This window comes from Chitinophaga sp. OAE865 (assembly GCF_040546735.1).
GTDB classification, from domain to species: domain Bacteria; phylum Bacteroidota; class Bacteroidia; order Chitinophagales; family Chitinophagaceae; genus Chitinophaga; species Chitinophaga polysaccharea_A.
In genome coordinates this window covers 1,074,182-1,099,382 of the sequence record NZ_JBEPOF010000001.1, presented here as the reverse complement: position 1 = coordinate 1,099,382, position 25,201 = coordinate 1,074,182, and the positions used below count along the sequence as shown (strand labels likewise).

Below are 25,201 nucleotides of genomic sequence, written 5' to 3'. Positions count from 1 at the left end.
TTTTAACTGTTACCCTTTAGTGAAAGAAGCGATACATCGCCCCTGGTACTAAAAGCTAACCGTTAAAAACTAAAAGCCAATTATTTATTCGTCTACTAAAAATACGTATACTTCCTTGGGACCATGAATCCCTACCACCAGCGTTTTCTCAATATCTGCAGTACGACTGGGCCCTGTTGCAAAGGATATTGCCGACGGGATGTCATTACCATATTTATCTTTCAGCTTATTGAGCGCATCCTTCAGGTCAAAAACCAGCTGGTGCGTATAGGCTACTACGATATGCACAGGAGCATATACCGGCAATGCCCGGCCGCTGGGTTGTGCGGAGCTCAGCACCAATGTTCCGGTACGCGCCACCAGGTATTCGCAGTCTGTGATAGCTGCATCCGCTTCATGCATGGTACCCTGGTTCAGTACAGGCAAATCCTGCTGGTGGATTGTTTTCAGCAGGGCAGGCGTCTGGCAAAATACATTGTGCCATTCTTTGTGTTCACAAAGCGCACGAAGACTTTCCATCAATTCGCCTTTTCCCGTACAGTAAACAAACTTTCCCTGCAACCTGGTAAATTCTTCTGCAAACTTTAATTCCAGGCTCTCATTCTCAGTTTTGAAAACAGACGAATTGCCCTCCGAATTTGGGAAGGGCAATTGTACTGACTGACTTAAAGCATTCCGTACTCTCTTCAGAATATTTTCCTTAGCAGGAGAAATCTTCATATCACTATTTACGCATTAGCTGGTGACGGAGAAGGATTGATGATATCTGACGGATGTACTCCCTCAGTAGGAGCGCCTTCCTTACCCAGCTGGTGTTCCTTGTGGGTATCGTAAGGACGTTTACCGATCAATCTTTCCAGGTCGGCCTGGTATAAAACTTCTTTCTTCAGCAATTCTTCTGCCAGCGCCTTCACCTGGTCCATTTTGGAGGTGAGCAGCTCTTTGGTTCTGGTATAAGCGCTCGCAATCAGTTTTCTTACTTCATCGTCGATCATCTTGGATGTTTCTTCTGAGTAAGGTTTGGTAAATGACTGATCGCTGTTTGGATCGTAGAACGATACATTACCAACTTTATCGTTCATACCATATACGGTTACCATTGCATAGGCCATACGGGTAATTACCTGCAGGTCGTTTTGCGCACCGGTGGATATTTTGCCAAAAACCAGTTCCTCTACTGCACGGCCGCCGAGCGTCATACAGATATCATCAAGCAACTGTTCTGTATTATACAGGTATTGTTCCTTAGGAAGATATTGCGCATAACCCAACGCTGCCACACCACGTGGAACGATGGTTACTTTTACCAGCGGGTTAGCGTGTTCCAGGTGCCAGCCGCAAATAGCGTGACCGGCTTCGTGGTAAGCAATTACTTCTTTTTCTTCCGGGGAGATGATTTTGTTTTTCTTTTCGAGACCGCCTATTACGCGGTCAATGGCATCGTTAAAGTCGTCCATTTCCACCTGTGATTTGCCTTTACGGGCAGCAATCAGGGCAGCCTCGTTACATACGTTGGCAATATCAGCGCCAGCGAAACCCGGTGTCATGGAAGCGAGTTTCTTCACATCCAGGTTAGGGGAGGTTTTGATAGGCTTTAAGTGCACTTCAAAAATTGTTTCCCTTCCGGCCAGGTCCGGCTTATCAATAGAGATCTGACGATCAAAACGGCCCGGGCGCAATAATGCGCTGTCCAGTACATCGGGGCGGTTGGTAGCAGCCAGGATAATGATACCGCTGTCTGTTCCGAAACCATCCATTTCTACCAGTAACTGGTTCAGGGTGTTTTCACGCTCGTCGTTGCTCATCATTACGTTCTTACCTCTTGCCCGGCCAATCGCATCAATCTCATCTATAAAAATGATACATGGCGCTTTTTCACGGGCCTGTTTAAACAGGTCGCGTACACGGCTGGCGCCTACTCCTACAAACAGTTCCACAAAGTCGGAACCGGACATGGAGAAGAAAGGTACCTGTGCCTCTCCGGCCATCGCTTTTGCGAGGAGGGTTTTACCGGTGCCCGGAGGGCCTACCAGCAATGCTCCTTTGGGAATTTTACCACCCAGGGCAGTATATTTTTTAGGATTTTTCAGGAAATCCACGATTTCCATTACCTCTACTTTCGCTTCGTCCAAACCAGCCACATCGTTGAAGGTGATATTCACGCGGGTGCCTTTGTCGAACAGCGTAGCTTTGGATTTCCCGATATTGAAAATGCCTCCCGGGCCGCCGCTGCCACCTGCAGGGCCACCCATCTTACGCATCAGCAGTATCCACAAACCAATGATCAGGATAATTGGTAACAGCAACTGGAAGATAGGCTCAAACCAGCTCTGACGCTCATCATATGAGATCTTCACCTGGTTCTCTACCGGAACACCTTCCTGGGCTTTATCTATATCCTTTTTAAAACTTTCTTCGCTACCAATAGAAAAACGGAAGTGAGGACCGGGGTTCTCGCCGCCAAATTTGCTTTTGTTAACATCTTTAAACTTCGCCTCTTTGAGACGGTCATGTTTTATGTAGACCTCTACATACTTTTTATTTACAACAACCAGCTTATCAACATCTCCCGGTTTCAGATAATCTATCTGAAATTCCTGGAAACTGATTTCTTTGGTTGGGGATCTTAAATCAAAAAAGTTCATTGCGAGCAGGGCCACGCCAATAAAGGCGTACACCCAGTATATATTGAACTTCGGTCCTTTCTTAGGTGATTTCTCCGAACCCTTATTGAAGTTATTGCCTCCTTTTTCCATAATCTTACGCTCCTTTACGGATGTTTATTGCTATCAGAATAATATGAATAATTAAATTCTAAAACAAGCTGTTTGTTCAGTCTTCGGTGTGATCCATCCTGTCAGCATCACTCCACATTTCTTCCAGATTATAGAACTTCCTGTTTTCGGGTTGAAAAATGTGTACTACAACATTCACATAATCAACCAGAACCCAGTTTTGAGAACCAAATCCTTCGTGTTTGTACGGTTCTTCCGACGTATGTTTTTCCACCTCCTCTGATACATAATCAGCAATGGCTTTTACCTGGGTGCCTGAATTGGCTTCACATATTATAAAGAAATCGGCCACAGCTTCAGGAATCTGGCGTAGATCCAGGGACACGATATTTTCCCCCTTCTTATCCTGTATGGCCTTTATGATGGTGGTAAAAATTTCACTTTCTCTGGTCAGGCGTTGCTGCGCCTTCTTTCTCGTGCTCAGAACGGTTAAGGGTGCCAATAAATCTCGTTTTTGTTAAAAATAATCTTTAATTGCCAAAGTTACTAAACAAGCAGTAATATAAGATGTTTAATATCCGCCGCGGGGGGCCTGAAAATGTTAATTAAATAATAAAATGAATTACTTTTCGGGCCGGATACAGACTAAAAAAGATTCATGTGATAGGACACCCGTTTTATATATTAGACGAAATAGACAGCACCAATAACTATGCCATGGAGCAGGTAAATTCCGGCCAGGTGACATCAGGCACAGCCTGGTTTACCAGCAACCAAACGGCCGGAAAAGGTACCCGCGGAAAACAATGGCTGGCCCAACCCGGGGATATCAGCGCCCTCACAATTGCCCTCCAGCCGGCAATATTGCCTCTTTCAAGACAATTTATGCTCAGCGTTGCGGTAGCTCTCGGCACCACCGATTTCTTTGCTTCGCACGCCGGCGACGAAACGATCATCAAATGGCCAAATGATATTTATTGGCGTGACAGAAAGGCAGGCGGCATCCTGATTGAGAACGTATTACGCGGAAATATATGGCAATATGCCATTATAGGTATAGGGCTTAATATTAACCAGGCGGCTTTCCCCCCCGAACTGCCCAACGCGGTTTCCCTCCGGCAAATTACCGGTAAAACCCATCAGGCGGCAGACCTGGCCAGGGAATTATGCACCTTCCTGGATAAAAGGATCCGGCAGCTGCAACCCGCAAACTATGAAGCATTGCTTACCGAATACAATTCGCGGCTCTTCCGCTGGCAACAGCCAGGACTTTATCGTAAAGACGGGGAAATATTTGAAGGCATTATCCGCAACGTATTGCCGGATGGACATCTTTGCCTGGAAAGGAACGGCGAAATATTGCAATTGGGTTTCGGAGAAGTGGAGTTTATCATTACGCGGTAACGGCGGGCAGCAGCGTTTAAAAGTATTATTGCTCCTGTAACGGCCTTTGACAGGTGTTTTCTCCATTTGAACCGGAACCGGTTACAACATAATAGCTGCCCCAGGGCATGGAGCATTGAGATCGCTTACTTATGGGGCACCATACATTACATTTAGCTGCTCACTTATCTGCCCCGGTAAACATTTTGCTTCTCCCGCAAAGCCATCTTCAGCGCTGCCGGCAAATCCGGCGACAGGTCGGACATCAGCCAGGCGCCCGCCCCCGATTGATATTCCCTTGATAAGGTGTCTTTCATAATGCCGGTTTGCTCCATGTGGCCAATCATTTTCATGTATTCAGCTTCCGGCTTCGTACCTATTTTAACGATATAACGGATAGTATCCATTTCATGGAACCAGAAAACATAATCCGCGTTCATGGCATTGGCCAATGGAATGTTTCTGCCCTTATTATAATAATTCAGCGCGCCGGCCTCCCCGTAGTTATCACAGATAAGTAATGTATACGGCCTATCGGCTTCAGGCACCCGCTGCCAGGTTTGCCAGGCCATATCCGCCAACTCCCGCCAGCCAAGCATATCCGCAAAATCCTGCGGCAGGCTATGATCCTGCCCGTCTTCCCATCGCAGCAACCCCAGCTTCTTGAATTTGCCGGCCTTTTCACTGATCTGTGCCGGCTTCATTACGGGAAAAATAACATTTACCAGCAGGGCGAAAGGCACTACTATCAATGCCAGCCACAATAACCGCAGGTAACGGGTCCAGTCGTGGGTAAAAATCCGCTCCCAGTATACGCTGCCAAAAGCAAGCAACACGGGGTACAAACCCGCAGCGTAATAACTCTTTGCACGCAGGTAGGTAAACAATAATATGGTTAAGGCATAAACGCCGATGATAACACGGTAAGGCCGGAACCCCGGCGAAAATATTAACCCTATAGCTGCTGCCACCACTATAAAAGCACCGCCCATAAAGAAAAGGAGCTGATCTCCGAGGAAAGAAATACGGCTTACATGCACCAGCTGGCTTTCACTCAGCTCCTTCATATGATGCAATACCGGCATTCCATGCTGCAGTTGCCATATGATATTTGGCGCAATGATCACCAACGCTATTCCCATTCCTGTATACAGGTATTTGTTCTTGTATACTTTCCGGTGGGCCGACAATCCCAGGGCGCCTGCCATTCCGATCACCAGGAAAATAATATTGTATTTGTTAAGTATCCCTATACCGGTAACAACGCCCATCCACAATAACCATTTATTCTTCCTGGTTTGCAGGTATTGCATCAGGCACCAGAACAGCGCCGTCCATGCGAGGATATCAAAAGAATTGGGCTGGTAAAGGATATTCATTCGTGAGAAACCAGAACATAAAAATACCAATGCCGCCAATACCTGTGCAAACCAGCCGCCATTAAGCTTTTCCACCATCTTCCATATCAGCGCCATGGTGAGCGCGCCATAAAGTGCAGGAAAAAATTTTACCCAGAAAAAATTATTCCCCAGCCATTGTACCAGCAAAGAATTGAAAGCAGTAAGCGGAGGTACCGACAAATATCCCGCAGCCAGGTGATTGGCCATATCCAGGTGCAGGTACTCGTCGCGGTGCAGCTCATAACAGGGACTCAGTACTGCAAACTGGAAAATCATTTTTATAATGATAAATGATAATAACAGCCATGAAGAAGTGCGGTGATGCTCCGGTTGCCCGGTAATGCGATGTGTCATACGCAGCGACAAAAAATTTTAACTATTAAAAAAACGGAAATACCTGCTTGTGCTGCAATGTATTTCCGTTTATAGATTTTAAAATTTCTTGTTCAGTGGCATATGTGGCAGGCTGCTCTACATAGCGATCATCAGGGCTTGATGATAACAAGATTTTGGTTGATAAAGGCGTTAACAAATTGTGAAATTTTTTCTGATTAATCAAAAATGAAATTGCAACGATGTTTCATTTATAAAAACATGGCAATACCAGTAAGGGTTTACAGGCAATCCAACCTACTAAAAGTTAACATACGTGCAAGTTGGGTGAGAAGATTTTAACATAGAATTGTTTAAATTTGAGTATGTCTTCAAGTAAAAACAACTCCATTAAGCTCAAAACTTTCAACGATTTTAACGACGACCTGCTATTATACACACACAAAGAGGTAGCTCCCAAAGCACCGTTACGTGGCAGTTTCGCCGTACATGAAAGATCTGAGTATCCCTGCCTGGACGAAGTCAGTGCCAGCAGACGGGACTATTATAAAATTAGTTTCTTCACCAAAGGTTCTGGTATTTTTACTCTTGGTGATGATCGCTATGAGATCAATGGCCCCGCTTTACTTTTTATTAATCCTTTTGAATTAAAAACATGGCATGCTACCTCCGATGAGCAGGAAGGCTATTACTGCCTGTTCACAGACCTGTTGTTTGAGTCGCAACCCAATCACCAGGAAAACCTGTTACAACATCCGCTTTGGCAGATGGGAGCAAAGGCCGTGTTCACATTAACAGATGAACAGGTAGATTATCTTCAATCCATTTTCCGGCAACTGGTAAAAGAATACAGGGAAAATGCAGCTTTTAAACATGAAGCCATTCTCATTTACCTGAAGCTGCTGATGCTGGAAGGCAAACGCTTATCCACCCAGGCTAATCAGCCCAAACGCCAGCTAACAGCTGCACAGGCCCTCGCTCATCGTTTTACTGATAAACTGGAAAAACAATTTCCAATAGAATTTACGCATAACCAGTTGTCACTGAAAACAGCGAAAGAGTTTGCACAGGTATTAAATACGCATCCCAATCACCTGAATGCCTGTGTGAAACAAGCCACCGGCCGGACAGTAAGTGAGCATATCCGGCAGAGGATGCTGCTTGAAGCGCGCCTGCTGCTGATGCATACCGATTGGCAGATCGCTGAAATTGCATGGTGCCTGGGGTTTGAGGATCCCGGTAACTTTACGCATTTCTTCAAAAATCATAGTGGCATTTCCCCGCATCTCTACCGGGCGCAATAGGACTTTGATATTAACAATTAATACTTTGCCTTCTACAATTCAAGGCCCTGTACCTGCATGTACATTTGTATCACAAAAATTTTAACAATATGCAGTACAGAAAACTAGGTAAAACAGGCGAATCAATTTCCGCAATAGGACTGGGTTGCATGGGAATGTCGTTTGCATACGGCACCGCACAGGATTTTAATGAAACAGAATCACTTGCCACACTTGAGCTGGCGCTGGACCTGGGCATCAACTTCTGGGATACCGCAGATATGTATGGCCAGGGAGCTAATGAAATCCTGTTATCAAAAATACTTGCCACCAAAAGAGATAAAGTTTTTCTTGCTACCAAATTCGGGTTCAGGTTTAAAGAAGATGGCACTTACTATTTTGATGGTTCACCGAAATATATGAAACAGGCAGTGGAAGACAGTTTGAAAAGACTGAAGGTAGATGTGATTGATCTTTACTATACACACCGGATAGATGAAACAATTCCTGTGGAAGAAACAGTAGGCGCTATGGCCCAACTTGTGAAAGAAGGCAAGGTGCGTTATCTCGGGTTGTCTGAAGCAGGCATTGACTCTATTAAAAGAGCCCATGCGGTACATCCCATAGCAGCGCTCCAAACAGAATACTCCCTGTTTACCCGCGATGTGGAAGAAGGTATTTTAGCCACCACCCGCGAACTCGGTATTACACTGGTAGCCTATAGTCCACTAGGGAGAGGCCTTTCCACCGGCGCTATCAACAATACCGATAGTATAAAGGATGGCGACTTCCGTAAAAATTTGCCCCGTTTCCAGGGAGCAAATTTTGAGCAGAATTTACAAACTGTAAATGCGCTGGAAGCATTTGCCAAAGAAAAGGGTATTACTGCGGCGCAGTTATCGCTTGCATGGCTACTGGCGCAAGGCGAAGACATAGTGCCTATCCCGGGAACAAAGCGCAGAAAATATTTACAGGAAAACGCTGCAGCAGCTGAAGTGAATTTATCTGCAGATGACCTGGCTGCCATTGATGGTATTTTACGCGACAACGCCATTGCCGGTACCCGGTATACAGAGGGAGGAATGAAACTGGTGAACAGATAGTAAACGGATCGCCTACGGCGATGCGGATTTTGTCTGACTCAGGATTAAACTGATTACGCTGATTACGCTGATTTTATTTTTTGGATTTTTAAATGATTAAAAAGATTTAGGGAGATAAAAGCAAAATCCGCTTATATCTCCCTAAATCCTTTAAAATCAAAAATATCAAATCAGCGTAATCAGCGTAATCAGTTTAATCCTGAGTCAGACAAAATCCGCTGCATTATTTAGTTCGCTTATATCCCCAATCCAGCAGCCACTTTATTACTTTGTCCTTATAGTCTCCCTGGATCAGGATTTCACCGTCTTTCACGCTCCCGCCCGTGCCACATTTGGTTTTGAGTTCCTTACCCAGCTTCTGAATATCTTCTTCTTTGCCAATAAAACCGGTGATAAGGGTTACAACTTTACCGGCACGTTGTTTTTTATCTAACGTAACTCTTAATATTTGCTCTGCAGGCGCAAGGGTAACTGCGTCTTCTTCCTGTTCGGGTTCAAATGAGAAGTTGGGATTAGTGGAATAAACAATTCCATTGCCTGGTGTATTTTTCTTTTTCGACATCTCTCTAAAATATTTAAAGGTTATTCGTTGACCACTAAATTGATAGCACCCGTTTGAATGCGGATGCGTACCACGCCATTTTCTGTGAGCGGCACCGCGTCTCCGTCTACCTGGAGGTATTGCAATGCACTGCTGCTAATGGTAATATCTTTACCGGTATAATGTTTCAGGTATCTTGTTTGATCGATATTACCCATTAAGGAAAAAATGCTGACCGGCAACAGGCTCATAATGCCTACAGGCGGCATTATACAAAGATCCAGCTGACCGTCGAAAACACTGGCTTTCGGGGCCAGCTTAAATTCATAACCAAACTGGTTGCCATTAGCCACCGTTAGGAGAAAGGCTTTTGTTTGCAGCACTTCGCCGTCTATCTCGATGCGGTATTCTGCAGGTTCGTAGGTATTAAAGCTTTTCAATACCAGTTTGGCATACCCGGATAGGCCCCGTTTGGTATTGTGCCGGAACTGTTCTGCAATAAGGGCATCAAAACCCACTCCTGCATTGCTAAGGAAAAGATGTTCGTTGGCATAACCCACATCGATGGCGCGTTGCTTATTGGCTACAACAAGGCTCAAAGCCTTATTTACATCCAACGGGATTTTCAGTGCGCGTGCCAGGCCATTACCGCTACCCAGTGGAAGGATGGCCATTGCCGTATTACTGCCTACAAGTCCCTGTGCTATTTCATTGATAGAGCCATCACCGCCTACTGCCACTACAGTGTTTACACCATTATTCACGGCTTCCCTGGCAAGGTCTGCACCATGTCCAAGATACGCCAGGTAGGTAGTGCTCACTTCGTATTGATCAGCCGGCAAATGCCTGCTGATAGCATTTTCCAATCGTTTTTCGCGGTCGGTGCCCGCCTTGCGGTTAATGATAAATAGAATCTTCTTCAAAAAAACTGTTTTATAATATAATTGCCTTCAGGCTCAGATCCAGGCTCACCGCGTGGTGTATGACAGCGCCCACGGAGATATAATCCACTCCCGTTTTTGCATACGATTCAATAGTATCCAGTGTAATGCCGCCGGAGGCTTCTGTTTCAAAACGGCCGTTAATCAGCTCCATGGCGCTAACAATATCGGCGGGGGTAAAATTGTCCAGCATAATCCTGTTCACCTGCCCTACAGCCAGCACTTCTTTCACATCTTCGAGGTTACGTGTTTCCACCTCGATGGCAAGCGGCAGGTTATGTGCTTTCAGATAAGCCACTGTATTGGTTACCGCCGCAGTGATGCCACCTGAGAAATCGATGTGATTATCTTTTAGCATAACCATATCATACAATCCCATCCGGTGATTCACACCGCCGCCTATACGAACCGCTTCTTTCTCCAGCATCCTGAAGTTAGGGGTGGTTTTACGGGTATCGAGTATCCGGGTATGATAGCCTTTCAGTTTTTCCACGTACCTGTGTGTTAACGTGGCAATACCGCTCATCCGCTGCATACAGTTCAGCACCAGTCTTTCTCCCATCAGCAGGGTATGTACGGCCGCCTCTACTTCAAAGGCTGTTTCACCGGCCTTCATTGGGTCGCCATCTTTCTTATGAGGCGTAAAAACGGTAAACATATCCAGCCACTTAAATATGGCTTCTGCCACTTCCATTCCAGCCAGGATACCATCTTCCTTAATTTTCAGCACCGCTTTACCTTTGGCGGTGGGAGGAATACAGGCCATCGTGGAGTGGTCGCCGCTTCCGATATCTTCTGCCAGTGCGCTTCTGATAAACGCATTCAGCGCTGCTTCATCTAACATAATTGATTGTATTATCTGGTGTTCACGCAAAGAGATGTGCTTTGTTTCTGAGCGCGAAAGATAGGTCAAAAATAAAAAGTGCCCCGCAATTAATTGCGGGGCACCGTGGTTTTTCAACTAATTTATGTTAGCATCTTTATTTATTCTCAAATCTAAGCTCGTTCAATACCATTGAACCTCCTTTCTTCTGCAGGAAAAAAGAAACCCGGAAATTGCCGGCAGTGGTAGTCATATTACCGATGCCGAAACGGGAGTTATCCCCACCCTGGTGTACCAGTTCAAATGATTTAATCTGGTTTTTTGAAAAGAAATCTTTCAAAATTATTTCAGCCTGTGCCTTACTATAAGTATTTGATTTTCCGGCTATATTGATCTCTACATTATTATCGAGGTAACTGGCTAAACCGCTTACATCTCCTTTCTTAAGTGCCGCCACTACATCTTCGAACGGGCCGGCAACAGTGATTTCAATTGACCTGGCTGATAATTTTAGTGTTGTAAAAGCACCTCCCAACAACATAATCCCCAGCACCATCAATAGCTTCTTCATTGTCAGTTTTTTTATTAAAAATGTGATTTTCTCCAACTCAAATTAAAAGCGAAAACTATGCCAAACACCCTGCAAATCAACAAAATCACATTATAGTAGTAGCACTTAACCTGTAAACAATAACAGTAAGATAATATGTGTTTCATTTTGAATAATTATAATGCAGCATCTGTTGGAAAGGCCGGAACGCTTATTTTTCAGGGAAGCTTTATTTTTGCAAAATATTTAAACCCTTTATAAGTACTTTCACCCTTTCGAGTGAATTATATTAAAACTATAACCAGATAGGATATGGAAAAGAAAAGAGCCATTCTCGTAATTATGGACGGATGGGGCGAAGGTAAAGTTCCTGCTGCCGATGCCATTGCACACGCAAAAACCCCTTTTGTAAGCAGTTTATACAAACAATACCCGCATAGCCACCTTATCACCTGTGGAGAAGCTGTTGGTCTTCCAGACGGGCAGATGGGTAACTCTGAAGTAGGTCACCTGAATATAGGCGCCGGAAGGATCGTATACCAGGAGCTGCAAAGGATTAATGTGGCCATCCGTGAAGGCGAACTGGCACAAAACCAGATCCTTCTTGATACCCTGGCACATGCGAAAAACAATAATAAAGCACTGCATCTCATTGGCCTCGTAAGCGATGGCGGCGTTCACTCTCATATTGAGCACGTAAAAGCACTGGCTACCATTGCCCAGGCACACGGTCTGGAAAAAGTATATATACACGCATTTACAGATGGCCGCGATACCGACCCTAAAAGCGGGTTAGGCTTCCTGGAAAATCTTTCTGCCCACCTGGAAAAAACAACCGGCAAAATTGCCTCGGTTACCGGGCGCTATTATGCGATGGACCGCGATAAGCGCTGGGAAAGGGTTAAGCTGGCCTATGATGCACTGGTAAATGGTACCGGTACACCTACCCAGGACCTGCTCACAGCCGTGAAAGCATCTTATGCCGAAGGCGTTACCGATGAATTTATTAAACCCATTATCGTAACCGACGCACAAAACAAAGCCATTGCCACCATACAGGATGGCGATGCCGTGCTTTGTTTCAACTTCCGTACAGACCGCTGCCGTGAAATAACACAGGTACTTACTCAGGAAGCATTTCCTGATTTCGGTATGAAGCCTTTGGATCTCTACTACACCACCATGACAGAATATGACCGTACTTATAAAAATGTACATGTCATCTTCGAAAACGATAACCTCAATATGACCCTGGGTGAAGTGCTCGAGAAAGACCATTGCACACAGATCCGTATTGCTGAAACGGAGAAATACCCCCATGTATCTTTCTTCTTCTCCGGCGGACGGGAAAAGGAGTTTGAAGGAGAACGCAGGCTGATGGCGGCATCGCCCAAGGTGGCCACTTACGACCTGAAACCGGAAATGAGCGCCAATGAGCTGGCAGACCTCATTGTACCGGAACTGCAGGCAAAATCTGCCGACTTCATAGTGCTTAACTTCGCCAATGCAGACATGGTGGGGCATACCGGTGTGTTTGAAGCTGTTATTAAAGCCGTGGAAACAGTAGACCATTGCGTGGAGCGCGTGGTTACCGCCGCGCTGGCAAGTGATTACACCGTTTTCCTGACAGCAGATCATGGTAACGCCGACTTCATGATCAATGCAGATGGTACACCCAACACCGCCCATTCACTGAACCTGGTACCTTTCTTTATTATCAATAAAGACTTCCAGGGCCCTGTAAAAGACGGTAAACTGGGCGACATTGCACCTACCATACTTCACTTCATGGGCCTGGAAATTCCGAAGGAAATGACCGGTAACCTCCTGGTATAGGCACTGCGGAACTGATTTTGATGATTTCAATGAAATCATTCTATGCACTTAAAGAATTAAGGGAGATAGAAGCGACTATTCGCTTTTTATCTCCCTTAATTTTTATCGCTCTTAATTTTTATAAAATCAAACTAATCATCAAAATCAGCCTGATCAGTGTTCCAGGACAATTTTCCTCATCGCCGAAGGCGATATTTCCTGTTTTATTTATTAACCCCTGTAACATTTAGTTCATCACCTCCGTTTAACAAGCGTTACCCACGAAAAATATCAGCTCAACACGCTGATTTACATATTTTTAGTGCTCTCGACAGATTTGCTCATGCATCGATGCGCCGTTTTCACGGCGCATTTTTTATGACCCACATTTAAGTATTAATTTTGCAACATGAAAAAATACAGGCAAGCAACGGCACTGTTTACCATGATTGGCTTAATGGCCTGTAACCTGGCAAATAACCCATCAAAGCAAAAGGCTCCCGATAAATTCATGAAACTGCCTGAATATTTCAGCCAGGAGAACGCTCATATCCGCGCAGGCGGCTATATACTGCATAAATCAGTGACCCTTAATGGTAAAACTGATACAATCAGTATCCCCGGCAACGACAGCGCTACCGTACACGATCTGTTAAAGCCCTTCATGGATGCAGATTTAAATAAGCCTTCCCTCCGGGATGAATACGATACTTCCGGCTTGTATGATCCGTTTTCCGGGAGAAGATCACTGATCTATAAATCAAAAGGGAAACAGACCAATCCTTCGGAAATTACCCTTGAGATGGATAAACAAGGCAACATACAACAGGTAAACATTCACTCCTATACCAGCAATATGGTATATGAATTCCGGCAGGATCTGCACTACCAGCAAAACCGGCAGGTCCGGATGACTACCTATCAGAAGATTGCTTTCCTGGCGCCCAAACAACTTGAAGTAAATGTAACGATTGCACCCAAAACAGGATTGTAAACATGACAGCAGCGGAGTTTCAGCAAATATCACACACCATACCGGGAGACGCCGGTATCTACAAATACTACGATGAATCAGGCACCCTACTATATGTAGGGAAGGCCAAAAGTTTGCGTAAAAGGGTAAGTTCCTATTTTGTAAAAAATCACGACAACTATAAAACCCGCAAACTGGTAGAACACATCCATCACATTGAGTTTACCATTGTTGATTCTGAACAGGATGCTTTCCTCCTGGAAAACTCCCTTATCAAACAATTCAAGCCCAGGTACAATATCAACCTGAAAGATGATAAAACCTACCCCTACATCGTTATCAAACATGAACCATTTCCACGGGTATTTTTCACCCGGAATGTAATAAAGGATGGCTCTGATTACCTGGGGCCTTTCACCTCGGTAGGAAGGGTAAGGGAAATACTGGATGTGATCAAGTATAACATTCCCCTGCGTACCTGTAACCTGAACTTATCTGAAGAAAATATCCGTAGGGGAAAATTTAAGGTATGCCTGGAATACCACCTGGGCAATTGCAAAGGCCCCTGTGAGGGATTACAAACACAGGATGATTATCGCGAAGGGCTGCAACAGGTAAAGAATGTATTAAAAGGCAATCTTACCCCGGTAGTAAACCTGTTCAAAGAACAAATGCTGGAGCATGTATCAAAGATGGAATTTGAGAAAGCGGAGATCATGCGGAAAAAAATAGAAAGCCTGGAGGATTATTCTGCCAAATCCACTATTGTAAATACCCGCATGGGCAATGTGGATGTGTTTTCCATCATTAGCGAAGGTAATCATGCATATGTAAATTACCTGCGCATCCTGAATGGCACTATTGCCGATACCAAAACAGTAACGCTCGAAAAACAGCTGGAAGAAAGCGATGAAGAAGTACTGACTTATGCCATTGCCTACCTGCGGGAAGCATTTAAAAGCATTAATTCAGAAATCATAGTGCCGTTCCCGTTAACCTATCCGGAAAGCAATATCACGGTGACGGTTCCCAAAGGCGGCGATAAAAAGAAAGTACTGGAGTTGTCTGAAAAAAATGTGAACTATTTTAAAGAAGAGCTATACCGTAAAAAGATCCTGCACCTGGAAGGAAAATCGGACATGGAACGCAGGCAGGTGCTTTACCAGCTGCAGGCCGACCTGGAATTACCCGCCTTACCGGAACATATCGAATGTTTCGATAACTCCAATTTCCAGGGCAGCTACCCGGTGGCTGCCTGTGTGGTGTTCAAAGACGGTTTAGCTTCTAAAAAAGATTACCGTCATTTCAATATTAAAACGGTAGAAGGGATCAACGACTTCGCTTCCATGAAGGAAATCGTTTTCCGGCGCTATAACCGCCTGCTTGCAGAACAACAACCATTACCCCAGTTAGTAATCATTGATGGTGGTAAAGGCCAGCTGGGCTCCGCCATGGAAAGCATCCGGGAATTGAACCTTATAGGCAGCATGACGGTAGTGGGGCTCGCAAAAAATGAAGAGGAAATATTTTTCCCGGGAGACTCGGAAAGCATCAAACTGCCTTATAACAGCGAGAGCCTGAAACTGATCCGCCGGGTACGTGATGAGGTACACCGGTTCGGGATCACTTTCCACCGCCAGAAAAGAAGCAAGGGAACGTTTAAAAATGAGCTGGAAAGCATAAAGGGCATCGGGGGAAATACGGCTACACAACTATTGAAAACATTCCGCTCTGTAGCTAAGATCAAACTTCTTTCACAGGATGACCTGGTGAAAGAAGTGGGCGCCGCCAAGGCCAAACTGATCTGGGACCATTTCCATAAAGAAGAGGCCTGATCTTACAGGCTATACAGTTTTTTTCCACTACACCTTCGCCAGGTGCAACATCGTTGCCCGCCAGCGGCAGCTATATGGCATTTTCCACCTGCCGCCGGCTACTGATGGCCTTCTCCGCCTGTAAAATATGCCGGCGGGTATGTGCGGTTAAAAAACCAAATGTATCGCCTGCCGATAATTTTATAAACCGTGATAACGAGGTGCGTACTTTTATCTGCTGGATATTTACTTTTGCCGCACGGAGCAACAGGTCTTCCATCTGTTCCTGCTGCCGGATAAATTCATGCAATACCGGTGTTACCTCCGGTTGAGCAGACGGTAAATGCCCCTTCGGAGATTTCATACGTGACCGCAACTGACCGTCGGCTCCGGGCTCCATAAGCCGGGTAAACCAGGCGCCTATCCAGCTGCTTTGGAACCGGGGAGCGGGCCGGCTGTTGCGCCTCTCCGCCCTGGTAATGGCCTCATCCAAAGCTGGCAGATAAAACCGGCCATAAGTGTTCAGATGTTCCAGGCATTGCACGGCGCTCCACTGGCCGGGGCCGGGCATATGTTGCAGTACCGCGTCTGTTTGCCCGCCGAAACGGTTCTCAGCTTTATATTGAATTTCTACATTCTTCCTTCGCAGTTCCTGCAGCAGTTCATCACTGTTTACGCTGGTCATGTTGTATTTGTTTACTGCAAAACTAGGCGTGTAGAGGATACAAAATCTTTGTGCAGATCAACATTTTATAGCTTTACAGTACTTAGCAGTTTGCTGAAGGTAGCGGGATCTATACCAAGATATGAGGCCAGGTACTTATGTGGGATTATCTGTAACACATGAGGACTGCGGGTAAGCAATGTCCTGAATTTTTGTTCTGCAGAAAAAGACAACAATTCTTTATGTCTTTCCAGTACGCCGGCCAATGCGGCAACGGTTGCCAGCCGGACCCATCTTTCCAGGATGGGATATTGTAATGTAAGCTGGTTAAAGTCTGTATACGACAGGCGAAGAAGCTCGCTATGGGTAAGTGTTTCAAGATACCAGGGAGAAGGTTGCTGGAGCTGGAAGGAGTCCAGCACTCCTGAAAATGAACCGGCATAGGTAAATACAAGCGTGGATTCTTTATCATTTTCCAGGGAGAAAACGCGTTGAACACCTGCAGTCACGAAATAGAGGTATTTTTCTATTTCCCCTGCTGCGGTCATGACTTCTTTCCGTTTAAACTGAACCGGGTGCCAGCAGGCCGCCAGTGCCTCCCATACATCATCGGGGAGAGGCATTACCTGGAAAACAATTTTACGTAACTGCTGAAGGGGCATAACGGCAAGATAAAAAAAGAAAGGCAATCAGCATAACTGATTGCCTTCCCGTATTGATCGGTGATCATTTTTTGATTAGTACTGCCAGAGGTCCTGCTCTTTGTTAAAGATACGGTCATGAATGGCTTGTCCTTCCAGGAGGCGCATGGTACCGTCTTTAATGTAGTCTTTGATCTCGCGGTTGTAGGTATTGTTTTCCTTTACTATGTAGCTGCCGAAGAAGCGCATTTCAAAAAGGTCTTCCCAACTGATAGTGGAAGCATCGTTATTCTGGTTGTACACATCATGTTTGGCCAGAACAGCGCGGCAATCCGGATAATACACCCAGAATAAAGGAATGGATGCGCGTACGCTACCATCTTCGTTTATACGGGATACCATGGGAGCTATACCGAGTATGCGAACTTTGAGGGCGGAAGCTTCTTTGTCGAATACCCATACTTCCTTGATCTTGTACTGTTTGATGGTACGCGGATCAAAGTCGTCGCGGGTAGTCACCATTTTTTCTTCGCCGGTCACCGGATCTATACTACGCACAGTTCTTTCTTCTCCGCTTAACTTAGTCTGTATTTCCGAGTAGGGCATTACAGTGGTAAAACGGTCGTCGATAGCGCTGAAAGCTTCTACCTCTTTATTCTTGATGGCTTCGAGCAAAATATTAATGAACAGTTGGTTCACACCAGACTCATCTTCCACATTATACTGGAAGGGGAGGTTGATCTTTTCCCTGATATCGATTACCTGCCATACACGCTTTTCCCAGAACCTGTCATCCTCACGGATGTAATCGTAGGCAATAGGGGTACGTTCTCTGGCAAGGTTCCTTTCCACCACACCATCCACACGCAGCGATTTACGGGGAGTATCTACCAGCGGGGCTGATATATCATCCGGGCGCAAAGAAGCCGGGGGAGCAGCAGTGGGGGGAGGAGGTGCCACGGCATTCCCGGTAGCCGGGTTTACCACGCTATCTGGTGCAGGTGTTGCTGTGGTTGCGGTTCTGCGGCGGGTAGTACCACCACGGCGTTGCGCTTCAGCAGCTGTTGCCAGCATCACCAGCAAAAGAGTGCACCAACCAATTCTGTTAAATATTACTGCTCGCATAATTCAGTAATTAATGGACCGTTAGTTTAATTTAAATATTGTACTCGGCATGGAGCGAACCACGTTATCCGGTCCTTTCACTTTCACGTTTTCAAAGAAAACTTCATCGCCTGGGCGCAGTGAACGGATGGATGCGGCTACGCTTCCCGGGAAATAAGCTGAAGTAGCATCACCTTCCTGGTATTCTTTGCCTTTTGCAGAGATACCAACGCGGTAACCGATTACTTCATATTTCACGCCTTCAAATTCAAAATCTTCGAGGTCGGCACGTAAACCGCCCTGTACTTTAAAGTCGGCAGCTTTCATGCTTCCGCCTTTATTAACTCCTACTTTCAGCACCGGGTCGGGAACACGTTTTACACGGAATTCCTTCTGGCCGAGTGACTTGGTTTTACCATCGATGTTGGCAACTACATTAATCACTGCCTTGCCTGGCTGGCTTACAGTTACGATGTATTCGCCGGAAGCACGTTTGGTCATATTACCACCTGTTATAGAGGCAGATACCTGTTCAGCAGGCACACCAGCAGCAGAGATCGAGATAGGGTTCTGCAGGCCGATATACAGCACGTTCATTTTATCTGCGGAAATAGAGGTTGCCGAAGCACCTACATTATAAGTTTCTGTAAAGGGATAGGATTCAGGAGCGCCACCAGTTGGGCTAGGTAAGGTAATAGTACCGGTCAGTGTTTTTTCACCAATTCCGGAAACAGGAGTTGTAAATACTCCTAAACCTTCGTGTGCTTCAATGGTTTGACCATTCACAACGATAGTCGGGTTCACCGTGGTGCTGTAAGCGCCTACTGCGATGTTGGCAGTTAAGGTTTGTCCTTCCATCAGGTTTTTGGAGTTCAGGGAAATAAACGGTCTTACTTTATCGAATTTGAACGTATTCGCATCAATCTGACGGAACAGGTCATCGATAATGGCAGACTCAGAGTTTTTGATATCATTCTGGAATTTACCCAGGATGGTTACTGCAGCAATGGTAGGAACCATGTTGAAGTGGTAGGTTGTCCATGATTTAGGACCACTGCCATGCTCATCATTTGATTTGCCTACTTCTATTTTAAGTGGTAAAGTTTTTTCGAACTGATCTTTCTTTTTTGGATCAACGAAAGAGAGCAATTTAGCACGTAAGTCCCTCAGTTTAGCTTCCAGTTCAGGGCCTTTTTTCATATTCTCCATCACCCTGGTAGGAGCATCCAGTCCGGCTTTATCCTTGATTTCACCATGTTCATCAAAACCGCCACTTTCTGTAATGATGGTTTTCTTTAAAGATTCAACATAGTCGTACATACTGGCTGAGATCTGTTTCACCTGTTGCGCCTTGGCTCTGAGAGGTGCTGTTTTTTCCGCGTTATCCTTCATCTGTGCGTCAAACTGCCTGTAGATAAAGTCATTTTTGTCGGCTAAGGATTTATTTGAAGTATTAATTGAGTTATTTACGATACTAAAAGCGTTCAATATTTCAGCAGAGACGTTCAAAGCCAGCATGGCCGTCAAGACCAGGTACATGATGTTGATCATCTTCTGCCTAGGATCTTTAGGTAGTGCCATAGTTTGTTTGCAGATTTAATTGATATGTTTTAATTCAGAAACTATTAGCTGTACCTTATCTTCCTCCGTGCATAGCACTCAGCATGTTACCATAAATTGAGTTCAGGTTGCTGAGGTTTTTAGCGAGCAGGGAAATTTGTTCCTGTGTTTTCTTGGCATCTTCAATGCTGCCACTCATTGCACTGGAAGCATTCTGCAGGTTGCTGTAGAATGAGTTCATTGCTTTCAGGTGGTTGTTGGTATCCTGGAGTTCCAGTTCATAGATAGCATTGAGGGAAGCGAGATTTTTAGTCATACCCTGCATCTGTACATGGAAGTCTTTGGTAGATTCTGACGCACTGTTGAAAGAAGATACAGCAGCGGCGGCAGTGGTGTAGGCATTTGCTACATTACCGATAGCGCTGGCAGCTTCTCTGGTTTTTTGTGTATAATCTCCGGTAGCTGCTACTACATCGCTGATGTCTCTCATTTTATCAACGGTAGTACCCAGTTTCTGGAAGTTTTCGCTTAGGCGCTGCAGGTTGGCAGGAGTAATGTCTGCTTCCTGGAGCATTTTGTCCAGGCCGGCCACAGCAGGGCTTCCCGCTACTGCTACTACCTGTCCTTCTGTATGTGCACCGGTATCAGGTACAAAAGCGTATACAAAAAAGATGAGCGCCTCTGTGCTCAGACCCAGGATCAAAGCGATGTCTGCTCCGCGCCAGTGCTGTAATTTGAATAATGCCCCGATAATTACCACGGAAGCCGCAATACATACGAAAAAGTTCAGCCATTTAGCTTTGTTAGGATTCATAGCCATAGGTTAAAATTTACTGGTTAAAATGTTAGTTAAAGTCTGTATGGAATAGTTAATTCTCACTGATTTACTCATAATAGTGTACATACTACAAAGGTTTCTTTGGTGTTAATAAATACAGGCTATTACCGGTTTTAATTATCCTATCTCTATCTGTGCTTTACTCGTCTGCTAAGGGCAATGGTACATCTGAAACCAACATAGGATTTCGAACTGTCCTGGTACTCATAAGTTCTGGTACCGGTTTGAAGGAAATATCCCACGTCTTTCCAGGAACCACCCCTGATTGCTTTACGTTTCATCTTTAATGGTGCGTCATCCGGCACATCCATTCTCAGATATGGGTTCATATCTGATGTGAAAGAATAGGCGTTTTCGTAAAAGATATCTGCTGTCCATTCCGCAACGTTGCCGGACATGTTGTATAAACCATAGTCATTAGGCCAGTAAGCATCTGCACGAACGGTATAAAAACCACCGTCTTCCGGATAGTTACCTCTGCCGGGTTTGAAGTTAGCCAGCAAACATCCTTTTTTATTACGGATATAGTAACCACCCCATGGGTAAGGCGTTTGCTCTCTTCCGCCGCGGGCGGCATATTCCCACTGCGCTTCAGAAGGCAACTGGAATTTATCTTCCGTAAACAGCTTCTTGCTGGCGCGGTAGTCTTCCCAGAACTTACTTCTCCACTCACAGAAAGCTGTCGCCTGGTGCCAGTTTACACCTACTACCGGATAGTTGTCGAACGCCGGGTGCCAGAAGTACATACGTGTCATCGGCTCGTTGTAGGCGTAAGAGAAATCCCTGATCCAGCACAGTGTATCCGGGTAAATGGGCACATCTTTCTTTACTATAAAAGTAGAGCGCGGCTTGCCGAAATTCTCTCTCAGCTTCGCTTTATCCCAGTTAAAGGTTTCCTGATGGTATATCAGTTTGCCTACGTCAATATCCTTACGGCCATATAACCGGTCTGCTTCGGTATATACCATCGCATCCAGCTTTTCCATGGTCGCCTTATCTTTATATACAATCTTCTGCTTCCAGTCAATTATATCATGACCATCATCAGATTTTACATGCCCCAGTAAAATATGCGCAATTGAGTCCTGTACCCAATTCACGAACTGGCGGTACTCGTTATTCGTGATTTCCGTAGCATCCATGTAGAAACCGGAAATGGAAATCGACTTGTTACGCGCCGTATACGCATAGTTTACGTCCTCATCACTGGGACCCATGTGAAAAGTTCCGGCTGGTATGTATACCATTCCGTACGGTACAGGGGGAGTGTACTTCGGTCTCGGACTCACGCCGATCAATTGCCCTTGTGCATTTTTTGGGGTTTTACTACCGCCACAGCTGGCCAGCAGGGAAACCAGCAAAACTGCCAACAGACCTTTTACATAGTTAAGCTTCATAAGGGTAGCTTTCATCAGAATATGTTTTTTCTATTAACCAGCCTGGTGTGATTTGCCTGTATGCAAGGGAACACATTTCTCATTTTTTCACCCGCTTTGTTTATATGAAAGATAGCAAATGTAATAATTTATTTTAATCCGTAGTGACTTTTTATCCAACTTTTTCAATTCGCCTTATATCCGGTCTGTAACTAGTTTAAACGCTTCTTTTAACATTTTATTATATAAACGTAATAACATTTATTGAATCTAAACCCTCCCTTACAAGGGGCAAGTTACATAAATATTATATTAAATTAACAATTTCTTCTATATAATGTACCGGCTTAATGCAATGATAATCTTTACATAAATACACCAGCGTCTCATTCTCCTGTTCCCGTCCGGTCAGCAGGGGAATCTCCGGAATATTTTCCCTGGCGCCCACAAGTACCCTGTATGGGAGGAACCATTTTCCTGCCTCCTCCATCCTTTCCCTGTAATCTTTTCCAACAATGGCCAGTTCAGGAGTGCCTTTTACCAGCTGCAATAACTGGCTCGCCCACACGCCAAACGAAGTAGGGTATCTGATTATTGTTTGCGAAAGGCTGGAAACAGCCTCCACACATCGATCCGCCCATTCTTTCCGATCAAAAACAACAGAAAGGTACCAAAGGTTTTGCATCATTACCGCATTACCGCTGGGCACTGCACCATCGTACACTTCCTTCTTCCGTACTATCACATCGTTCTGGCCCTCAATAGTATAGTAAAAAAACAAGCCGCTTTCATCACTGAAATGAGCGGTTACAAATGCTGTAATATCCCGTGCCTCATATAAATACCGGGTATCGCCGGTGATTTCCTGTAAAGCTATCAACGCCCGGATCAAACATGCATAGTCATCCAGGAATGCAGGGTACTTCGCCTGCTGCTGTTTCCAGGTATGGTAAAACCCGCCACCGGCAGTCTCCTGGCGGAAACTGGCTAAACAGAAATCCATATTGCGGACAGCCATCTCCCGGTAAGCCGGATCACCCAGGGCTGCATAAGCTTTACAGCAGGCATGCACCATCAGGGCATTCCACCCCAGCAGGATCTTATCATCCAAACCTGGCCTGATCCGGTTCGCCCTTACTGCCAGCAGCTTTTCACGGCAACCCTTTAACATCACCCCGAAAATACCTGCATCATATCCTCTCTCTGCAGCAAAAGCCTCCAGGGGCTGCTGCACCCATAATATATTCTGCTCTTCCCAGTTGCCATGTTCTGTAACATCATAATACTCGCAAAAAGGCTTTGCCTGCTCCCCGAGTATATGTTGGATCTCCGCCTGGCTCCAGGTATAAAATTTCCCCTCCACTCCCTCAGAATCCGCATCCAGGGCGGCATAAAAGCCCCCCTCCGGCGAGGTCATTTCACGGGTTATAAAACTCATCGTGTCCCTGATCGTTTGTGCATATACCTCATTGTGCGTAAGCTGGTAAGCGTCGCACAGCACATCCAGCAACAAGGCATTATCATACAGCATCTTTTCAAAATGAGGAGCCAGCCATTTTTCGTCGGTGGAATAACGGGCAAAACCACCGCCCAGCTGGTCGTAAAGGCCTCCCTGCAACATTTTATCGAGCGACAACAACGCCTGCTGCAGCGCTTCCTGATGCTGGTAGGCATGGTGATACCGCAACAGGTAAGCAATGGTAAACGTTTGCGGGAATTTGGGCGCCCGTCCGAAACCGCCCCACCGGGTATCTGCCTGCTTCAGTATATTTTCGCAGATAGTATCACATTGCGCTTTGGTAAATAATTCCTCAAAAGGAATATCCAGATGTAAACCTGGCTGCTGGCCAAACTGGGCCGATTGCCGGATATGCTGTACAAGGTTATCGGCCTGGGTCTCAATTTCGTCGCGCTTATGCCGGAACGCATCGGCCAGCGACAGCAGCACATCTGTCCAGGAAGGACGGCTGTATGCCTTCACCGGCGGGAAATATGTCCCCCCGTAAAAAGGTTTCCTGTCGGGTGTAAGAAAAACGTTCAGTGGCCAGCCACCAGCGCCGGTCATAGCCTGCACTGCATCCATGTAAATATGATCCAGGTCCGGTCTCTCCTCACGGTCTATCTTGATATTAATGAAATGCTCGTTCATGATGGCAGCCGTGGCCTCCTGCTCAAAGCTCTCCCGCTCCATTACGTGGCACCAATGGCATGCAGCGTACCCAATACTTACCAGTATAGGTTTATCCTCCTGCAACGCACGTTGCAGCGCCTCTTCCCCCCACGGATACCAGTTTACAGGATTATGCGCATGCTGCAGCAGATATGGACTGGTTTCACTGATAAGCTTATTCATGGATTCCCCCTACTCGATAAATAATGATTGATCTTCTATTTCTTCTACAAAGAAATTTATTTTTTCAGGATTATAAAGAAATATTTTGGAAACAGCCCCTGCATTGACATTGCAGCAAAAAAACAGGGATGGCACAATGCCATCCCTGCCAGTTTTATTGCAGTAAAAATGCTTACTTTTTTGACAGGGTTGTCAGGTATTGCTCCAGTGCAGCTGCCATAGATGGCGCCTGCGGAAGCGGAGCCTTTACATCCAGTCTCAATCCTGCTTCTTCCACAGCGGCAGAAGTAGTTGGGCCAAAGGCGCCGATATGCGTCCCATTCTGCACAAACTCCGGCATGTTCTCAAACAACGATTTCACACCGGAAGGACTGAAAAACACGATCATATCATAAGCAGTAGCTGCCAATACCTCCTTTACATCAGTTGAAACAGTTTTGTAAAGAGTAGCAGTGGCATAGTCGCACTTGTTCGCTTTCAACCATTCTTCAATATCTTTTTTCTGGCTATCGGAGCTCGGGAAAAGGAATTTTTCATTGTCCCGGTGTTTGTTCATCACTTCCAGCACTCCTTTGGTAGAACCGTCTGCCCCATAAAATACCTTCCGTTTCCGGTAGAGAATGAATTTCTGCAGGTACAACGCAACTGCTTCAGTAATACAAAAGTATTTGCATTCCTGTGACACCTTAATCTTCATTTCTTCGCAGATCCGGAAAAAGTGGTCTACCGAATTACGGCTGGTGAAAATCACTGCCGTATAGCTGAGAATGTCGATTTTCTGTTTTCTGAACTCCTTCGCTGGCAAACCTTCGACCCTTATGAACGGATAAAAATCCAATTTTATATTGAATTTCCTGGCCAGATCAAAGTAGGGTGACTTTTCTGTTTCAGGCTTAGGTTGAGAAATTAGGATTGACTGAATTTGTTTTCCTTGCAAATCTTTTTTTGGCCCGCCTTTTATCATACTTTTT

General features: G+C 45.4%; 22 protein-coding genes. 6 read left to right on the top strand and 16 right to left on the bottom strand.

The genetic code is table 11. The features are described from left to right. Positions 1-84: 84 nt before the first annotated feature. The 3 genes from ABIE50_RS04655 to rsfS form a co-directional block, all read right to left on the bottom strand. Positions 85-720, bottom strand: a complete 636-nt coding sequence (locus ABIE50_RS04655) for a LutC/YkgG family protein (protein ID WP_142684243.1) — start codon at positions 718-720, stop codon at positions 85-87. An 8-nt stretch (positions 721-728) separates the two neighbouring features. Next, on the bottom strand, positions 729-2,756 hold the full coding sequence (gene ftsH / locus ABIE50_RS04650) for an ATP-dependent zinc metalloprotease FtsH (RefSeq protein WP_209855378.1): 2,028 nt from the start codon (positions 2,754-2,756) through the stop codon (positions 729-731). Positions 2,757-2,832: 76 nt separating this feature from the next. Then, on the bottom strand, positions 2,833-3,237 hold the full coding sequence (gene rsfS / locus ABIE50_RS04645) for a ribosome silencing factor (RefSeq protein WP_142684245.1): 405 nt from the start codon (positions 3,235-3,237) through the stop codon (positions 2,833-2,835). A 158-nt stretch (positions 3,238-3,395) separates the two neighbouring features. Here rsfS and ABIE50_RS04640 point away from each other — a divergent pair, with 158 nt between their 5' ends. Further along, positions 3,396-4,139, top strand: a complete 744-nt coding sequence (locus ABIE50_RS04640; protein WP_209855380.1) for a biotin--[acetyl-CoA-carboxylase] ligase — start codon at positions 3,396-3,398, stop codon at positions 4,137-4,139. Between the two features lie 164 nt (positions 4,140-4,303). Here the strand turns inward: ABIE50_RS04640 and ABIE50_RS04635 are convergent, their stop codons facing one another. Continuing rightward, positions 4,304-5,872, bottom strand: a complete 1,569-nt coding sequence (locus tag ABIE50_RS04635; protein WP_209855382.1) for a glycosyltransferase family 39 protein — start codon at positions 5,870-5,872, stop codon at positions 4,304-4,306. 344 nt (positions 5,873-6,216) lie between these two features. On the opposite strand from ABIE50_RS04635, the gene ABIE50_RS04630 reads away from it, so the two are divergent. After that, entirely contained in the window at positions 6,217-7,155 is a 939-nt protein-coding gene (locus ABIE50_RS04630) for a helix-turn-helix transcriptional regulator (RefSeq protein WP_209855384.1), read from the top strand. An 89-nt stretch (positions 7,156-7,244) separates the two neighbouring features. Further along, entirely contained in the window at positions 7,245-8,237 is a 993-nt protein-coding gene (locus tag ABIE50_RS04625) for an aldo/keto reductase (RefSeq protein WP_142684249.1), read from the top strand. 223 nt (positions 8,238-8,460) lie between these two features. Here ABIE50_RS04625 and ABIE50_RS04620 read toward each other — a convergent pair whose 3' ends face one another. The 4 genes from ABIE50_RS04620 to ABIE50_RS04605 form a co-directional block, all read right to left on the bottom strand. After that, complete coding sequence (locus ABIE50_RS04620; protein ID WP_209855386.1) at positions 8,461-8,799, bottom strand: translation initiation factor; 339 nt, start codon at positions 8,797-8,799, stop codon at positions 8,461-8,463. A 20-nt stretch (positions 8,800-8,819) separates the two neighbouring features. Further along, on the bottom strand, positions 8,820-9,701 hold the full coding sequence (locus ABIE50_RS04615) for a diacylglycerol/lipid kinase family protein (protein WP_209855388.1): 882 nt from the start codon (positions 9,699-9,701) through the stop codon (positions 8,820-8,822). 10 nt (positions 9,702-9,711) lie between these two features. After that, the gene (nadC, locus tag ABIE50_RS04610) at positions 9,712-10,563 is read right to left on the bottom strand and encodes a carboxylating nicotinate-nucleotide diphosphorylase (RefSeq protein WP_209855389.1); all 852 of its coding nucleotides are present in this window, start codon (positions 10,561-10,563) and stop codon (positions 9,712-9,714) included. A 136-nt stretch (positions 10,564-10,699) separates the two neighbouring features. Next, positions 10,700-11,113: a DUF4783 domain-containing protein gene (locus tag ABIE50_RS04605; RefSeq protein ID WP_142684253.1), complete on the bottom strand. Its 414-nt coding sequence runs from the start codon at positions 11,111-11,113 to the stop codon at positions 10,700-10,702. A gap of 291 nt (positions 11,114-11,404) precedes the next feature. Here ABIE50_RS04605 and gpmI point away from each other — a divergent pair, with 291 nt between their 5' ends. The 3 genes from gpmI to uvrC all read left to right on the top strand — a co-directional run bounded on the left by gpmI (position 11,405) and on the right by uvrC (position 15,715). Further along, positions 11,405-12,928: a 2,3-bisphosphoglycerate-independent phosphoglycerate mutase gene (gene gpmI, locus ABIE50_RS04600; RefSeq protein ID WP_142684254.1), complete on the top strand. Its 1,524-nt coding sequence runs from the start codon at positions 11,405-11,407 to the stop codon at positions 12,926-12,928. A gap of 388 nt (positions 12,929-13,316) precedes the next feature. Next, on the top strand, positions 13,317-13,901 hold the full coding sequence (locus ABIE50_RS04595; protein ID WP_209855391.1) for a hypothetical protein: 585 nt from the start codon (positions 13,317-13,319) through the stop codon (positions 13,899-13,901). A 2-nt stretch (positions 13,902-13,903) separates the two neighbouring features. Beyond that, positions 13,904-15,715, top strand: a complete 1,812-nt coding sequence (uvrC, locus tag ABIE50_RS04590; protein ID WP_209855393.1) for an excinuclease ABC subunit UvrC — start codon at positions 13,904-13,906, stop codon at positions 15,713-15,715. A gap of 70 nt (positions 15,716-15,785) precedes the next feature. Here uvrC and ABIE50_RS04585 read toward each other — a convergent pair whose 3' ends face one another. The 8 genes from ABIE50_RS04585 to ABIE50_RS04550 form a co-directional block, all read right to left on the bottom strand. Next, positions 15,786-16,379: a DinB family protein gene (locus ABIE50_RS04585; protein ID WP_209855395.1), complete on the bottom strand. Its 594-nt coding sequence runs from the start codon at positions 16,377-16,379 to the stop codon at positions 15,786-15,788. 65 nt (positions 16,380-16,444) lie between these two features. Next, positions 16,445-17,020: a Crp/Fnr family transcriptional regulator gene (locus ABIE50_RS04580; RefSeq protein ID WP_209855397.1), complete on the bottom strand. Its 576-nt coding sequence runs from the start codon at positions 17,018-17,020 to the stop codon at positions 16,445-16,447. A gap of 75 nt (positions 17,021-17,095) precedes the next feature. Continuing rightward, a complete protein-coding gene (porN, locus tag ABIE50_RS04575; protein ID WP_142684259.1) occupies positions 17,096-18,124 on the bottom strand; it encodes a type IX secretion system ring subunit PorN/GldN in 1,029 nt (342 codons plus the stop codon). A gap of 21 nt (positions 18,125-18,145) precedes the next feature. Beyond that, positions 18,146-19,684, bottom strand: coding sequence for a type IX secretion system motor protein PorM/GldM (gene porM, locus ABIE50_RS04570; RefSeq protein ID WP_209855398.1), 1,539 nt, complete (start codon positions 19,682-19,684; stop codon positions 18,146-18,148). 55 nt (positions 19,685-19,739) lie between these two features. Next, positions 19,740-20,477, bottom strand: a complete 738-nt coding sequence (gene porL / locus ABIE50_RS04565) for a type IX secretion system motor protein PorL/GldL (RefSeq protein ID WP_325636733.1) — start codon at positions 20,475-20,477, stop codon at positions 19,740-19,742. Positions 20,478-20,629: 152 nt separating this feature from the next. Beyond that, a complete protein-coding gene (porK, locus tag ABIE50_RS04560; protein WP_260607365.1) occupies positions 20,630-21,913 on the bottom strand; it encodes a T9SS ring complex lipoprotein PorK/GldK in 1,284 nt (427 codons plus the stop codon). 271 nt (positions 21,914-22,184) lie between these two features. Next, positions 22,185-24,230 (bottom strand): thioredoxin domain-containing protein, encoded by a 2,046-nt coding sequence (locus tag ABIE50_RS04555; protein WP_209855413.1) that lies wholly within the window; start codon positions 24,228-24,230, stop codon positions 22,185-22,187. A 172-nt stretch (positions 24,231-24,402) separates the two neighbouring features. Continuing rightward, on the bottom strand, positions 24,403-25,194 hold the full coding sequence (locus tag ABIE50_RS04550) for a uroporphyrinogen-III synthase (protein ID WP_142684263.1): 792 nt from the start codon (positions 25,192-25,194) through the stop codon (positions 24,403-24,405). Positions 25,195-25,201 lie beyond the last annotated feature (7 nt).